Here is a 15,318-nt window from a genome sequence, read left to right as displayed (position 1 = left end):
GGCGGAAAATATTGTTTCCGGCTGTTCAGGCACCAGGCAGAACGCCAAATTCGCATATGCAAGTGTCGGTGCACTTGCGCTGGCCTCCACAGCGAGCATTGGGAAGAATTCTGATGGCAATGATAAACTCTACCAACTTTGGCGGCGAGACGCTCGAAATCATCGCATTCCGCCTGCATGATCAGGAATTCTGCGTGAAGACGACGACTATCCGCGAAATTCGCGGCTGGGCGCCTTCAACGCCCATTCCCCACGCGCCGAAAGACGTCATCGGCGTCATGAACCTGCGCGGTTCGGTTATTCCGATCATCGATCTCGCACACAAACTCGGAATGAAAAGCACCGTCGCAAATGAAAGAAGCGCCATCGTGGTGGCCGAAGTGCACAACATGGTCATCGGCATGCTCGTCGATCGCGTTTCGGACATTCTGACGATCCCGGCAAATCAGGTCCAGCCGGTTCCGGAAATCTCGGCCTCTTTCGACAAGTCCTACTCCGAAGGCATCATTGCCAACGAACATGGCATGATCTGCTTCCTGAACCTTGCAAAGATGTTCAAGGGAACCGAAGCGGAAGATCTCGCCGCCTGATCGTTGCAATTCCTTTGCATGACGGCCGGTTCGCGTTCTTAGGCAACCTAAGAACAAAGGCTCAAATACGAGACTATTGACCATTGAACCAAACCGCCGGAGCACCTGCCCGGCGGTTTTTGTTTTCATGACCGCCTCTTTTATTAAATAAGAACATTTTAATATTATAGATGTCTAATATTAAAAGCCGACGAACAGTATCGCGCCTACATCACATCACGCGGGGTCCGATACCTGACCGAGGCTGACAAATCGCAAGTGCCTGCATTGCTGCCTTTGGCGGCAGAACCTGTTCGTTGTTCAACATGATACGGCGCCGACCACACCTCCTGTGCGGCAGCGCGCGCCGAGGCCGCTATTTGGGGGACGCTAATGCTGGGGTTAGGGAAAAGCGCAGACAATCGAAATATGCTCGATGCGATATCCAGATCGCAGGCAGTCATAGAATTCGATCTTAAAGGCAATATTCTTACGGCAAACAGCAATTTCTGTGTGACGCTGGGCTATGATCTCGCAGAGATCGTCGGCAAGCATCATCGTATCTTCTGCGACCGGGAATTTGTCGCATCGCACGCATACCAAGAATTCTGGGAATCTCTTGCGCGCGGCGAATTTCAGGGCAAGGAATATCGCCGCATACGCAAGGATGGATCGACCATATGGATCGAGGCCTCCTACAACCCCGTCTTCAGGTCAGGCAAACCCTATAAGGTTGTCAAGATAGCGACCGACATCACAGCCAAGAAGATCAAGGCTGTAGAAGATGCTGGCAAACTCGAAGCGCTTTCACGCTCCCAGGCCACCATCGAATTTTTGCCGGATGGCACGATCATTACCGCCAATCCGAATTTCTGCGCCACTGTAAACTACGACCTCAAGGAAATCGAAGGCCGGCACCACCGTATGTTCTGCGATCCGGCCTATGCAGCATCGCCAGCCTATGCCAATTTCTGGCCGCGGCTGGCATCCGGAGAATTCATCTCGGACGAATTTGTTCGTTATGGAAAGAACGGCAAGGAGATATGGATCCAGGCCGCTTACAACCCGGTATTGGATGAGACAGGCAAGGTGGTGAAGGTTGTGAAATTCGCAACCGACGTGACGCCGCGTATGAGCGCCATCACCCTTCTCGCCGATGCCTTGCAGGCACTGGCCGAGGGTGACCTGGTGCAGCGCCTCGATAGCAGCTTCGTGCCCAGCATGGAGAAATTGCGCCAGGACTTCAACGACGTGGTCGGCAAGCTTCAGTCCACCATGCAGACGATCGCTCACAATGCTTCGACAATCGCATCCGGCTCGGGTGAAATCCGCATAGCCGCCGATCAGCTGTCGCAGCGAACCGAACAGCAGGCGGCCTCGCTGGAAGAAACCGCAGCGGCGCTGGAGCAAATCACCACTACCGTGACCGATGCCAGCCAGCGCGCCGGCGAGGCCGGGAAACTGGTGTTGCGCACGAGAGAACATGCCGAACATTCCGGTGAAGTCGTTCAGCAGGCAATTTCCGCCATGGACGCGATTTCGCGCTCCTCCGGTGAAATCACCAACATCATCGGCGTCATTGACGACATCGCATTCCAGACCAATCTACTGGCGCTGAATGCGGGCGTCGAAGCTGCCCGTGCCGGTGAAGCGGGCAAGGGTTTCGCGGTGGTCGCCCAAGAGGTACGGGAACTCGCGCAACGATCCGCAGTTGCTGCCAAGGAAATCAAGTCCCTCATCAACACCTCCCGCGAACAGGTCGCCAATGGCGTCGATCTGGTTGGCAGAACCGGCGGTGCGCTGCGGGATATTCAATCGCAAATGGGCGAAATCGATGCCAACGTCTCGGCCATCGTCGAGGCCTCGCGCGAACAGGCCAACGGTCTGAGAGAAATCAACCAGGCCGTCAACGTTATGGATCAGGCGACCCAGAAAAACGCCGCCATGGTGGAAGAAACCACTGCCGCCAGCCACGGCCTCGCCAATGAAGCGGACAACCTGCACGAATTGCTGCGGCAGTTCAGAATATCGCGCGAAGGACAGGTATCATCCGCCCAGCCGATCAATAAAAGACCCGCTGCAATAACGAGGCTGACAGCACCACAGCCGCGATACACAACGGCAAGGTCTCACGGAAATGCTGCGCCCGAATGGGCGGAGTTTTAGTATGCTTCGAAGCCCGGATGCCAATGCCGGCCGGCAACTGGCATTATAAAATGACGCGGTCCGCACGGGTGAAGATTTCGAAGTCTTCACCCCGCACCAGCGCAACAAGCGTGATGCCCGCACTCTCGGCGGTTTCGATGGCAAGCGCGGTAGGAGCCGAAATTGCTGCCATAACCGGACTACCAAGGATCGCTGTCTTCTGAACCATCTCCACCGACAGGCGACTGGTGACGGCAACAATGCCTGTCTTGGCGGAAATACCGGCATTCACGACAGCACCGGCCAACTTGTCCAGCGCATTGTGGCGACCGACATCTTCGCGCACCGCAAGCAAACCATCTTGAGGACTATAAAAACCCGCACCGTGAACGGCTCTCGTTTCGCGGTTGAGGCTTTGTGCGTCGCTCAGTGCTTTCACCGCGGCAACGATATCATCACCGTGGATCGACATTCTCGCGCCGCTGAGATCGGGGACCACGCGAACCGCCTGTTCTATGGATTCGATCCCGCACAGACCGCAACCAACCGGACCCGCCATATGCCGCCGTCTCGCCCGCAGGGCATCAGCCTCGGCATCCATCAGATCCACCTGGACATCATAGCCCTGCCCGGCTTCAATGACCTCTATCGCCCGGATTTCGGTGCGTGCCGATATGATGCCCTCCGTCAGGCTGAAGCCGACGGCGAAATCGACAAGATCAGCGGGACTAGCCATCATCACGGCATGGGTGCTGCCGCCGTAAGAAAAGGCAACCGGCACCTCCTCCGGCACGGCGCGCTCCCCCGTGCTGAGGGCGCCCTGTCGCAGCGCGGATCTTGCGACCCTTCGATAACTGGCTTCTATCGACACGGCGATCATCCCTCCATGACAAGAAACATGACTTCTCGTCTGCTCTCGATCGACAACAGCGATGTTACTTTTCACCCTCATGTCTAGCCTATCGCCCTGAAAATCGGAATCGATTTCCGCAAACGTAATGAGCGGACCGAGACGCTTTTACTGGAACGAGAACTCAGATTTTTCTGCCTGCTTAAGAAAACAGGCAGTGGCCGAAAACAAAAAAGCGACCGAAACGGCCGCTTTTTTGTTTTCGGTATTGTGTGGACAGTCATTCTTTCGAACCCGCCCGGTGCTTTCAAGCGGCGACGAGAACCTCATGCAGGTTCGTCAGTTCGTAGAGATGCTTTTCAAGCTTGGTCAGATGTTCGTGGTGATGATTGCCTTCCTGGATTTCGGCCTTGGCCAAATCGATGCGCTTCTGCAGCGTGTCAGGGGACATATCGTCAGCCGAAACAGCGGATTCGGCGAGAAGCGTGCAACCTGTCGGAAGAATATCGGCAAAACCACCGAAAACGACGTATTTATGGGTTTCGCCAGAGGCGAATTTCACCGTCACCAGGCCCGGCTTGATCGTCGTCATGGTGGGCGCGTGATTGGCCAGAACCGTCATCTCACCCAGCGTAGCCGGAATGACGACTTCCGTAACCGTTTCGGAAACCAGCAGACGTTCCGGGGAAACGAGATCGAATTTGAAACTGTCAGCCATGGCTATTCACTTCTTTTCAATTACGCGGGCGTCACGGACTTGTTTATTAAAACGCCGGCAAAGCCGTTCCGGTTTCACCGTCATCGTCGGCGAGGCGCGTGGTCGAACCACGCGCCCGCCAATTCATAATCAGGCAGCTTCAGCAGTCAGCTTCTTTGCCTTTTCGATGGCTTCTTCCATCGAACCGACCATGTAGAAAGCTGCTTCCGGCAGGCTGTCGTATTCGCCGTTGACCAGGCCCTTGAAGCCCTTGATCGTGTCTTCGAGTGCGACGAGCTTGCCCGGAGAACCGGTGAAGACTTCGGCGACGAAGAACGGCTGCGACAGGAAGCGCTCGATCTTACGGGCGCGGGCAACCGTCAGCTTGTCTTCTTCCGACAGTTCGTCCATGCCGAGGATGGCGATGATGTCCTGAAGGGACTTGTAGCGCTGCAGGGTCGACTGAACCTTACGGGCAACCTCGTAGTGTTCTTCACCGACGATCATCGGGTCGAGCATGCGCGAGGTGGAGTCGAGCGGGTCAACAGCCGGGTAAATACCCTTTTCTGCGATCGAACGCGACAGAACCGTCGTTGCGTCAAGGTGCGCGAACGAAGTGGCCGGCGCAGGGTCGGTCAAGTCGTCGGCGGGAACGTAAATCGCCTGAACAGAGGTGATCGAACCCTTGTTCGTGGTGGTGATGCGTTCCTGCATCTGGCCCATGTCGGTTGCGAGCGTTGGCTGATAGCCCACAGCCGAAGGAATACGGCCGAGAAGAGCCGACACTTCCGAACCAGCCTGCGTGAAGCGGAAGATGTTGTCCACGAAGAACAGAACGTCCTGGCCTTCGTCGCGGAAGTTTTCAGCGATCGTCAGACCGGTCAGAGCGACGCGAGCGCGGGCGCCCGGCGGTTCATTCATCTGGCCGTAAACGAGAGCTGCCTTGGAACCTTCGCCGCCGCCAAGCTTGTTGACGTTCGACTCGATCATTTCGTGATAGAGGTCGTTACCTTCGCGGGTACGCTCACCCACGCCGGCGAATACCGAGTAACCACCGTGCGCCTTGGCGACGTTGTTGATCAGTTCCATGATGAGAACCGTCTTGCCAACGCCAGCGCCGCCGAACAGGCCGATCTTGCCGCCCTTGGCGTAAGGAGCCAGAAGGTCAACGACCTTGATGCCGGTAACGAGGATCTGGCCTTCAGTCGACTGCTCGACGTAAGACGGTGCGTCTTGGTGGATGGCGCGCTTCTTGGCCGTTACGATCGGACCCGCTTCGTCAACCGGCTCACCGATGACGTTCATGATGCGGCCGAGCGTTTCCAGACCGACAGGAACCTCGATCGGGGCGCCCGTATCAGCGACGACCTGACCGCGGACGAGACCTTCGGTCGAGTCCATGGCGATCGTGCGTACGACGTTTTCGCCGAGATGCTGAGCGACTTCCAGAACGAGGCGGTTGCCGTTGTTATCGGTTTCGAGCGCGTTGAGGATCGGAGGCAGTTCGCCTTCGAACGCCACGTCGACAACAGCGCCGATAACCTGGGTAACCTTGCCCGCGCCGTTCACCGCTGCGGTTTTCTTGGGGGTAGCTGCCTTAGCCATTATCCTTACCCTCTTTCCTTACCTCAGAGCGCTTCCGCGCCCGAAATGATTTCAATGAGTTCCTTGGTGATCTGAGCCTGACGCTGACGGTTGTAGGAAAGCGTCAGCTTGTTGATCATATCACCGGCATTGCGCGTTGCGTTGTCCATCGCGCTCATCTTGGCGCCCATTTCACCGGCAACGTTTTCGAGCAGAGCCCGGAAAACCTGAACCGAAATGTTGCGCGGAATAAGGTCTTCCAGAATAGAAGCCGCATCAGGCTCATATTCGTAGACGGCGCTCTGCGTTGCCTCAACCTCTTCCACAACAGGGACTGCGGCAGGAATAAGCTGCAGACCGGTCGGGATCTGGCTGATGACGGACTTGAATTCCGAGTAGATCAGCGTGCAGACGTCAAATTCACCCGCATTGAACAGGGAGATCACCTTCTTGGCGATCTGGTCGGCGTTTTCGAAACCGACCTTCTTCACTTCGCGCAGTTCGATGCGCTCGATGATATTAGCTGCGAATTCGCGACGAAGGCTGTCGTAACCCTTCTTGCCGACCGTGATGATCTTGACCGTTTTGCCTTCGGAAATCAGCTTGCGGGCTTGATCGCGGGCAAAACGGGAAATCTGCGAGTTGAAACCGCCGCAAAGACCACGTTCAGCCGTGCAGACAACGAGCAGATGCACGTTGTCCTTGCCGGTGCCGGTCATCAGCGCCGGAGCGACGTCCGCCTCTACCGCCTTGGCGATGTTGGCAAGAACGGCGCCCATGCGCTGAGAATAAGGCCGGGCGGCCTCCGCAGCTTCCTGGGCGCGCCGAAGCTTCGCCGCGGCGACCATTTTCATCGCCTTGGTAATCTTCTGCGTCGCCTTTACGGAGGCAATGCGGTTTTTCAGATCCTTTAGTGAAGGCATCCGTTATCCGTCCGAGTAAAAGAGCCCTAATTACGAGAAAGACTTCGCGAAGCTATCGAGAGCGCCCTTGAGCTTGCTCTTGGTATCGTCGCTGATTGCCTTTTCCGTGCGGATGGTGTCGAGGATCGCCTTGCCTTCCGAGCGGAGGTAGGAGAGCAGACCCTGCTCGAACTTGCCGACCTGCGCGACCGGGATCTTGTCGAGATAACCGTTGACACCGGCGAAGATCACCGCGACCTGCTCTTCCGTCTTGAGCGGAGAGAACTGCGGCTGCTTCAGAAGCTCGGTCAGGCGGGCACCGCGGTTAAGCAGGCGCTGCGTGGAAGCGTCAAGGTCCGAGCCGAACTGGGCGAAGGCGGCCATTTCGCGATACTGGGCAAGTTCACCCTTGATCGAACCGGCGACCTGCTTCATCGCCTTGATCTGGGCGGCAGAGCCAACGCGCGAAACCGACAGGCCGACGTTAACGGCCGGACGGATACCCTGGTAGAACAGGTCGGTTTCAAGGAAGATCTGGCCGTCGGTGATCGAGATCACGTTGGTCGGAATGAAGGCCGAAACGTCGTTGCCCTGGGTTTCGATGACAGGCAGAGCCGTCAAAGAGCCAGCACCCATTTCGTCGGAGAGCTTTGCAGCGCGCTCCAGAAGACGGGAGTGAAGGTAGAACACGTCGCCCGGATAAGCTTCGCGGCCCGGAGGACGGCGCAGCAGAAGCGACATCTGACGGTAAGCAACGGCCTGCTTGGAAAGGTCGTCATAACCGATGAGGGCGTGCTTGCCGTTATCACGGAAGTATTCGCCCATGGCGCAACCGGCAAACGGTGCCAGATACTGCATCGGAGCCGGGTCGGAAGCCGTGGCAGCAATGATGATCGAATACTGCAGGGCGCCGCGCTCTTCCAGAACCTTTACGAACTGGGCAACGGTCGAACGCTTCTGACCGATAGCGACGTAGACGCAATAAAGCTTGTCGCCTTCCGGACCATTGTCGTGAATGGCCTTCTGGTTCAGGATCGCGTCGAGAATGATCGCGGTCTTGCCGGTCTGGCGGTCGCCGATGACGAGCTCGCGCTGGCCGCGGCCAACCGGGATGAGGGCGTCGATAGCCTTGAGGCCGGTCGACATCGGCTCATGAACCGACTTACGCGGAATGATGCCGGGAGCCTTGACGTCAACGCGCGAACGCTTGGCGGCGTTGATCGGGCCTTTCCCGTCGATCGGGTTGCCAAGGGCGTCAACGACGCGGCCGAGCAGCTCCGGGCCAACCGGAACGTCAACGATAGCGCCAGTCCGCTTTACGGTGTCGCCTTCCTTGATGGCACGGTCGGAACCGAAGATAACCACACCGACGTTGTCGGCTTCGAGGTTGAGCGCCATGCCGCGAACGCCGCCAGGAAACTCGACCATTTCGCCGGCCTGAACATTGTCGAGACCATAGACGCGGGCGATACCGTCACCGACGGAAAGCACCTGACCGACTTCCGAGACTTCCGCCTCGTTGCCGAAATTTTTGATTTGATCTTTCAGAATTGCGGAAATTTCCGCGGCGCGGATATCCATCAGCCAACCTCTTTCAGTGCAAGCTTAAGGGTGGAAAGTTTGGTGCGAAGAGACGTATCGATCTGGCGAGAACCAACCTTGACGATCAGGCCACCGAGGATCGAAGGATCAACGGTAACGGAAACCGTCACATCCTTGCCGGTAACGCTCTTCAGCGCCGCCTTCAGTTCAGTTTCTTGCGCTTCGTCGAGCGCATGTGCCGAGGTGACCTCGGCGGTAATTTCGCCGCGATGGGCAGCAGCAATGGAGCGATAGGCGCGGATCATGCCGGGAACGGCAAACAGACGGCGGTTATTCGCAACGACCTTGAGGAAATTGACAGCAAGACCGGCAAGACCGGCCTTCTCGCAGATTGCGGTGATTGCCTTGAACTGATCCTCGGCGGAAAACACCGGGCTCGCAACCAGACGCTTCAAATCGTCACTTCCATCGAGAAGTGCGCCGAACCTGTCCAGATCGGCTCCAACTGCCTCGACCGCACCCGCTTCCAAAGCAAGCTCGAAAAGCGACGATGCATACCTTTCGGCTACACCGGATGTTCCATGGGAGGTATCTGCCACGGGCACTTTTTCCCTGCTAATCGTCCAAGAACATCAGCGAGGGGGATCCTCCGCATCAAATTCTTGAAATCGTTTCAATTTCCCCGAAAAAGACCGGAATTCCCCCCTGCCTTTTCCCAATTTCGCGGTCCGTCTAGCATAGGACGCCGGGACTCGCAACACGCGTAATAGCGGAAAGCGCCGTTTGGGCAAGGGGGAATGCGTTTAAATTTTCCGATTCCGCCCAGGATGCGCCGCAGGTGCGGCACAAAAGCCAAAAAGCCCGTCTCAGACCAGTCCGAACACGTAGCTCAACGACAGTGCAGACAACAGAAGGTGTACAACCAGAAGTATGAAATTCCGCACTGTTGCGCCTCCATCCGAGAGAATGGAGAGAATGCCGCCGAACACGCTTAGACCGAAAGCCGCACCGAAGGCGAGATAGACCATGGGCTGCGCCAGAAGCAGGGCGGAAGCACCGAGGCCGAGATAAAAACCGGCAAGCGACGAGCGCACAAGCGCGTAACCATCCCGGCGCTCGCCGATCGCCTGCAGACCGAAGGCACGCAGAGTAGCGCCTGGTGCAAACATGAAAAAGAGGCCGATCACGACCGACACCACCGCAGCGCCGAAGGCCAGCTGCTCGCCGAATTCGGCGGGAAAATAAAACTCCATCTCGTTCCCCAAATCATTTTTGCCTGCTGCGTTATGACACGGTCATGACAGCGGGAAAACGTCCCCATTGATAAAGTTCAAAGGAAACTTTGCGGATCGATATCGAGCTGCACATGCACGCTGCCCCGTTCCTTCGGGCCATTGGCCAGAAGCGTTCGAAGGAAGGATTGCATGTCGGAATTGCGCCGCCCATGCACCAGCAGGCGAAAACGATGCCGGCCACGGATAAGCGCCAGCGGCGCTTCCGCCGGGCCGAGCAGCATGATGCCCGTAACCTGCGGTGCTGCCGCCCTTAAACCCCGCGCATGGGTTTCGGCCTCCGCACGCGTATCGGCGGAAACGATGATTGAGGCAAGCCGTCCGAAAGGCGGAAGAACGGCTTTTTCCCGCTCCACGATCTCCCTTTCGTAAAAGGCAGATGCATCGCCGGACACGATTGCCTGCATGACAGGGTGTTGCGGCTGGTAGGTTTGCAACAGGCCGTGGCTTTTCAGCCCGGTTCGCCCGGCGCGACCGGTCACCTGCGAGAGCAGTTGGAACGTTCGCTCCGCTGCGCGCGGATCGCCATTGGCAAGCCCGAGATCGGCGTCGACAATACCGACAAGCGTCATAAGGGGGAAGTTGTGCCCCTTGGCAACCAGCTGCGTGCCGATGACGATGTCCGCCTCTCCCTTGACGATCGCCTCCAGCTCCAGACGCAGCCGCTTGACGCCCATCAGGTCAGAGGAGAGCACGATGGTGCGGGCCTCGGGAAAATGTTTCTCCACCTCCTCGGCGATCCGCTCTACCCCCGGCCCGCAGGCCACCAGATGATCGAAGGTGCCGCATTCCGGGCAATGGTCCGGCGTCGGCTCGTTGTGACCGCACTGGTGGCATTGCAGTTGATTGCGGAACCGGTGCTCCACCAGCCAGCTCGAACATTGCGGGCACTGGAAACGGTGACCGCAGACCCGGCAGAGCGTCAGCGGCGCGTAACCGCGACGATTGAGAAAGAGCAGGGACTGCTCGCCCTTTTCGATGGTTTTGCCGATGCCGCGCAGGAGAACCGGCGAAAGAAACCCTCCCCTTTCCGGCGGATGGCGACGCATATCGATCAGATGCAGATCGGGCATCGCCGCATCGCCGAAGCGCGTATGCAGATGGATGGTGTTATAGCGGCCAGAACTGCCGTTGACCTGGCTTTCCACTGACGGCGTGGCGGAGACCAGCACCACCGGGAAATCCCCGATCCGGGCTCTGACGACCGCCATGTCGCGGGCATTGTAAAAGACGCGGTCTTCCTGCTTGTAGGCCGGGTCATGCTCCTCATCGACGATAATGAGGCCGAGATTGTCGAAGGGAAGGAACAGCGCCGAGCGCGCGCCGGCCACCACCTTCACCTCACCCGTCACCGCCTGTCGCCAGACCTTTTCGCGCATGCGCGGCGACAGGTCAGAATGCCATTCCGCCGGCTTGGCGCCGAAGCGGTCGTGAAAGCGATCCAGGAAGGCCGCCGTCAGCGCGATTTCCGGCAACAGGATGAGGACCTGCTTGCCTTGTCGCAGCGTTTCCGCCACCGCCTCGAAATAGACCTCGGTTTTGCCGGAGCCGGTCACACCATCAATCAGTGAAACATGGAAACCACCCTTGCGCACATCCTCGAGAATTTCCGATGCCGCCTGTTTCTGCGGGCCTTCCAGTCGCGGCTCGGCATAGTCGGGATCAGGCTCGGCCACAACGGGCGGCGCGGGCAGAAAAACCGTCTCGAATACGCCCTGCTTGACCAGACCATCGACAACGCTGGTAGAAACGCCGGCGGCATGGGCAAGGCCACTCTTCGTCCAGCCATGGCCCTCGGCCGCCAGTTCCATCACTCTCTCGCGGGCGGGAGTAAGCCGCTCCGGCCTGCCTTCGGTCAGCCGCAGCCCCTCGATCATAGGCTCGGGATCGAAGGCGGCGGGCGCGCGTAGGGCCATGCGCGCCACAAGGCCGGGCGGAGAAAGCGTGTAGGCGGCAACCCAGTCGATGAAGCGCCGCATTTCCGCTTTCAGCGGCGGGCACTCGAAACTCTTGGTGATGGGCCGCAGCTTTTTCGGATCGACGCTCTTCTCTCCTGCATCGTCCCACACCACGCCGAAGACCTGCCGTGGTCCAAGCGGCACCTGAACGATGGAGCCGGTCTCCACCACCATATCGTCAGGCACGGCATAACTGTAGGGTCCCGGCGCCGGCATCGGCACGAGAACGGGCACCGTGCGCGTGAGCGACGGCGGGTCGAACAGAGCCCCAAACAGATCGGACGAATCTTTTGCCATGATGTGGCGAACATGCCCCGGCGGAATGAAAAAGGAAACCGCCCGGATGTAATGGCTGACCCCGGTAAAGTCCACGCCAGATGCGAAGCCCAGGCGCAAGCCTTAACCAAATACTGACCATAAGGGCATAGCGTTGGGAGAGGAATGGAGCGCCCCGTGACCGAAATTCTGACTTTTGCCACACCCGATCTCTTGAACGAGCGCCAATCCTGGCTTGCCGCGATTGCCGGTGAACGCCGCCTTGCGGACAATACCGTCGAGGCCTACGAGCGCGACACTCGCCAGTTTTTGACATTCCTCACCGGTTACATCGGCAAGTCAGCTTCAATCGCCGATATCGCCGATCTGCGCCCGGTCGATCTTCGCGCCTTTCTGGCCAGTCGTCGCAGGGAAGGCGCCGGCGCACGCTCGCTGGGGCGGCATCTGGCGGGCCTGCGTTCCTTTCTCCACTATCTGCAAAAGAAAGGTCTGGTGAATGCGGCCGGGGCCACCGCCATGCGCTCGCCGAAACAGCCGAAATCTCTGCCGAAACCGCTGACGGACCGGCAGGCGCTGAAAATAACCACCACCGAGGCGCAATTGAATGAAGAGCCGTGGATTGCCGCCCGTAACGCTGCGGTTCTCTCGCTTCTTTATGGCTGCGGTCTTCGCATCTCCGAGGCGCTCGGGCTGGCTCCGGCCGATTTCACGCCCGACGCCCGCAGCCTTCGCATCACCGGCAAAGGCAACAAGACCCGGGTGGTGCCTTTGCTGGCGGTGGTAACGGAAGCGGTTGAGGCCTACAAAAAGCTCTGCCCCTATCATCTGGCTGCCGACCAGCCGCTATTCCTCGGCGCGCGCGGCGGCAAGCTGCAACCTGCCATCATCCAGCGCGAGATGCAGAAGTTGCGTGGCGCTTTCGGCCTGCCGGAAAACGCCACACCGCATGCGCTGCGCCACTCCTTCGCCACCCATCTACTGGCCGGCGGCGGCGACCTGCGCACCATTCAGGAACTGCTCGGCCATGCCAGCCTCTCCACCACGCAGATCTATACCGGCGTCGATACCGCAAGATTGCTGGAAATCTACGATAATGCCCACCCGCGCGCATGAAGCAGGAAATGCTTAACCATAGTCATTAATCAGACGTCCAAGCCGCCGTTCTATAAGTGGACTAGAACCGGATAGTACCTATGCAAAGCCTGATAAAGCCACAAAATCTCACCGCCACCCTGATGGGCAAGACCGGCGACACCCTGCTCTGGTTGCTCGCCGCGCTGCACGTCACTGCTGTCGCAATCCTCTTCGCAACGTTGCTATCGTTGGGTGAGGCGCAAGCCGCCGAACAGGAGATAAGCTGCACGGGCAGCGATATTCTCGTGGAGATGCGCAAGAGCGACCCGCAGGGCTTCGCGAAGATCGAACAGGAAGCGGCAGCTATCCCGAACGGCAAGGGCAACTTCTGGCGCATCGAAAAAGCTGGAACGGCGCCGTCCTTTCTTCTCGGCACCATGCACGTCACCGATCCACGCGTTCTTGGCATGCCAGCCGCCGCAACACCCGCGTTTGAAAAAGCCGCGACGGTCATCGTGGAATCGGACGAAATCGTCGATGACAAGAAAATTGCGGCATCGCTGCTGACAAGACCCGACCTCACCATGTTTATGGACGGCAAGTCGATCACCGACATCCTGTCACCCGAAAATGTCGCACGCCTTGAAAAGGGTCTTAAGGAGCGCGGCATTCCGCTGAGTGCCGTTTCGCGCATGAAGCCATGGATGCTGTCGAGTTTCGTCGCCCTTCCCGCCTGCGAATTTGCCCGCAAGGCCACTGGCCTGTCTTTCCTGGATAAGAAGCTCGCTGAAGATGCAGTCGCGGACGGAAAGCATCTTGTCGGGCTGGAGACCATGGTGGAGCAGCTTGCGGCCATGTCTGAGCTGCCAATGGAATTTCATCTGCAGGCGCTGATCGAAACGCTCGAATTGGGCGACCGCATGGACGACATTATGACGACCATGACCGATCTTTATGTCAGCGGTGATATCGGCATGACCATGCCCATGCTGAAGAGCATCGATCCCAAGAAAGCGTCTGAAAATGACCAGGGCTACGCCGCCTTCGAGCAACGCATCATCACCGATCGCAACCACGTCATGGCGGAGCGATCGGCCCCTGAGCTTGCCAAAGGCAATGTCTTCATGGCCGTCGGCGCTTTGCACCTGCCGGGCGAAGAAGGCGTAATTGAACTCCTGCGTGCGCAGGGCTTTACCCTCACACGGGTCGACTGATAAACTCGTCTCCGGTCTTGACGGGGCGGACATTGGCGCAAAACGGCCGCATCGTCGCCGGCACGATGCGACGATGAAACGGCCCGACGACGAAAAGATAGAGACGCCCGAACAGGTTCTTGCGCCGGACGATAGTCGTGACCTTCACGATCTGCCGACCAAGCTCCTGTTCCACATCGACGACGATACGGAAATCGAGATGGTTGTCGTCAAAGCCGAGCACGGTCCGGTCCGAAGTAGACGACAGCACGGGAAATCCGCCCGCCGAAGTACCCGCCGCCAGCTCGACCGTTCTGAGACCAAAAAGCGATACGAGACGGTTTCGAAGCGCCATAAGGCCGCTGATCCATGCCGGAGGATGATCGAGGAGAAGTCTGCTCACGTCGAGTGAACTCGATGCGGCCGTCACCATCTCTCCTTCAAAGCAATCCCGCCAGTCCGCGCCCGGCAATATGTCTTCGCTATCCCGCATCCCATAACCTCATTGCCGCCTTGTGTGGCGAGGCTCATCATCACTATTTCCGATCATCCGGGAACGTGACAAACCGCCGCTAATGGCAATTCGAGCGGGTTTAGCTTCAGAAAATACGAAGAGACAGAGAGATAGAGCGTTTTCGCTTTTGGAAAAGCGTAGTGCTTTAGCCGTGCGTCATACGCTTCAAAACATTGGTGCGCCAATAGAACTGGTGAACCAGAACTGCGGCGACGTGGCCGGCGATCAACACCCACATCAGCCCCTTGAACGGCCCGGAATGCAATTCTCCTGCTACTCGCGCGCCGAAATAATAGGCCGCAATGCCCGACAATGGCAGGGCAAAAAACAGCGCGTAAAAGGTGAAATGCGCGACCTTCGCGGCGATTTGAGAAGCGCGCGGTTCATTGGCGGGATGCGGCGGCACCCCCTGGAAAAACCGCAGACAGAGGCGCAGAACCGCAAGGGACAGGACGGCAAAGCCGACATACGCGTGAATATTGGCCGAGGAGATCTGTTCCGGCGTCAGCGTTTCACCCCGCCGCATCAACCGATACGCATGGGCCATGCCATCTGGAAACAGAAGGTTGAAAAAGATCAGAAGCGCCATCGTCCAGTGAAGGATACGCTGCGGAACGGAGAAGGAAAATTGAGTGGAGGACGCCATTTTATTGCCTTTTATCAAAAGGTTAGACAGGCTATGGCGCAAATATGCTGAACCCCGGCCTGCATTGCAAGCCGGG

14 protein-coding genes are annotated in these 15,318 nt (G+C 58.2%); 4 read left to right on the top strand and 10 right to left on the bottom strand.

Features of this window, described 5'->3' with window-relative positions:
- Positions 1-113 precede the first annotated feature (113 nt).
- Both FB593_RS16280 and FB593_RS16275 read left to right on the top strand, forming a co-directional pair.
- Positions 114-590, top strand: coding sequence for a chemotaxis protein CheW (locus FB593_RS16280; protein ID WP_003504949.1), 477 nt, complete (start codon positions 114-116; stop codon positions 588-590).
- A 372-nt stretch (positions 591-962) separates the two neighbouring features.
- A complete protein-coding gene (locus FB593_RS16275) occupies positions 963-2,735 on the top strand; it encodes a methyl-accepting chemotaxis protein (RefSeq protein WP_038492338.1) in 1,773 nt (590 codons plus the stop codon).
- Between the two features lie 43 nt (positions 2,736-2,778).
- On the opposite strand, the gene fdhD is transcribed toward FB593_RS16275, so the two are convergent.
- The 8 genes from fdhD to FB593_RS16235 form a co-directional block, all read right to left on the bottom strand.
- Positions 2,779-3,594 (bottom strand): formate dehydrogenase accessory sulfurtransferase FdhD, encoded by an 816-nt coding sequence (fdhD, locus tag FB593_RS16270; protein WP_080800154.1) that lies wholly within the window; start codon positions 3,592-3,594, stop codon positions 2,779-2,781.
- A 277-nt stretch (positions 3,595-3,871) separates the two neighbouring features.
- Positions 3,872-4,282: a F0F1 ATP synthase subunit epsilon gene (locus FB593_RS16265; RefSeq protein ID WP_003516751.1), complete on the bottom strand. Its 411-nt coding sequence runs from the start codon at positions 4,280-4,282 to the stop codon at positions 3,872-3,874.
- Positions 4,283-4,411: 129 nt separating this feature from the next.
- Positions 4,412-5,866, bottom strand: a complete 1,455-nt coding sequence (gene atpD / locus FB593_RS16260; RefSeq protein ID WP_003516750.1) for a F0F1 ATP synthase subunit beta — start codon at positions 5,864-5,866, stop codon at positions 4,412-4,414.
- 23 nt (positions 5,867-5,889) lie between these two features.
- Complete coding sequence (locus tag FB593_RS16255) at positions 5,890-6,768, bottom strand: F0F1 ATP synthase subunit gamma (RefSeq protein ID WP_003516748.1); 879 nt, start codon at positions 6,766-6,768, stop codon at positions 5,890-5,892.
- Positions 6,769-6,798: 30 nt separating this feature from the next.
- Complete coding sequence (atpA, locus tag FB593_RS16250) at positions 6,799-8,328, bottom strand: F0F1 ATP synthase subunit alpha (RefSeq protein ID WP_003516747.1); 1,530 nt, start codon at positions 8,326-8,328, stop codon at positions 6,799-6,801.
- Positions 8,328-8,894 (bottom strand): F0F1 ATP synthase subunit delta, encoded by a 567-nt coding sequence (locus tag FB593_RS16245; RefSeq protein WP_173739219.1) that lies wholly within the window; start codon positions 8,892-8,894, stop codon positions 8,328-8,330. The genes atpA and FB593_RS16245 overlap by 1 nt, the downstream gene beginning before the upstream one ends.
- A 261-nt stretch (positions 8,895-9,155) precedes the next feature.
- A complete protein-coding gene (locus tag FB593_RS16240; protein WP_003516743.1) occupies positions 9,156-9,542 on the bottom strand; it encodes a phage infection protein in 387 nt (128 codons plus the stop codon).
- A gap of 77 nt (positions 9,543-9,619) precedes the next feature.
- Complete coding sequence (locus FB593_RS16235; protein WP_003516742.1) at positions 9,620-11,836, bottom strand: primosomal protein N'; 2,217 nt, start codon at positions 11,834-11,836, stop codon at positions 9,620-9,622.
- Positions 11,837-11,980: 144 nt separating this feature from the next.
- On the opposite strand from FB593_RS16235, the gene FB593_RS16230 reads away from it, so the two are divergent.
- Together FB593_RS16230 and FB593_RS16225 are read left to right on the top strand one after the other, a co-directional pair.
- Entirely contained in the window at positions 11,981-12,928 is a 948-nt protein-coding gene (locus FB593_RS16230; protein ID WP_019566058.1) for a tyrosine recombinase XerC, read from the top strand.
- 80 nt (positions 12,929-13,008) lie between these two features.
- On the top strand, positions 13,009-14,103 hold the full coding sequence (locus tag FB593_RS16225; protein ID WP_019566057.1) for a TraB/GumN family protein: 1,095 nt from the start codon (positions 13,009-13,011) through the stop codon (positions 14,101-14,103).
- Here FB593_RS16225 and FB593_RS16220 read toward each other — a convergent pair.
- Both FB593_RS16220 and FB593_RS16215 read right to left on the bottom strand, forming a co-directional pair.
- Positions 14,087-14,575: a DUF2867 domain-containing protein gene (locus FB593_RS16220; RefSeq protein WP_026330903.1), complete on the bottom strand. Its 489-nt coding sequence runs from the start codon at positions 14,573-14,575 to the stop codon at positions 14,087-14,089. The two genes, FB593_RS16225 and FB593_RS16220, sit on opposite strands and share 17 nt — an antisense overlap.
- A 166-nt stretch (positions 14,576-14,741) precedes the next feature.
- Positions 14,742-15,242: a cytochrome b gene (locus tag FB593_RS16215; protein ID WP_019566055.1), complete on the bottom strand. Its 501-nt coding sequence runs from the start codon at positions 15,240-15,242 to the stop codon at positions 14,742-14,744.
- Positions 15,243-15,318: the final 76 nt, after the last annotated feature.

The sequence above is a fragment of the Rhizobium sp. SJZ105 genome (assembly GCF_007828365.1).
GTDB classification, from domain to species: Bacteria; Pseudomonadota; Alphaproteobacteria; order Rhizobiales; family Rhizobiaceae; genus Agrobacterium; species Agrobacterium tumefaciens.
This window is presented reverse-complemented; position numbering and strand designations above follow the sequence as displayed.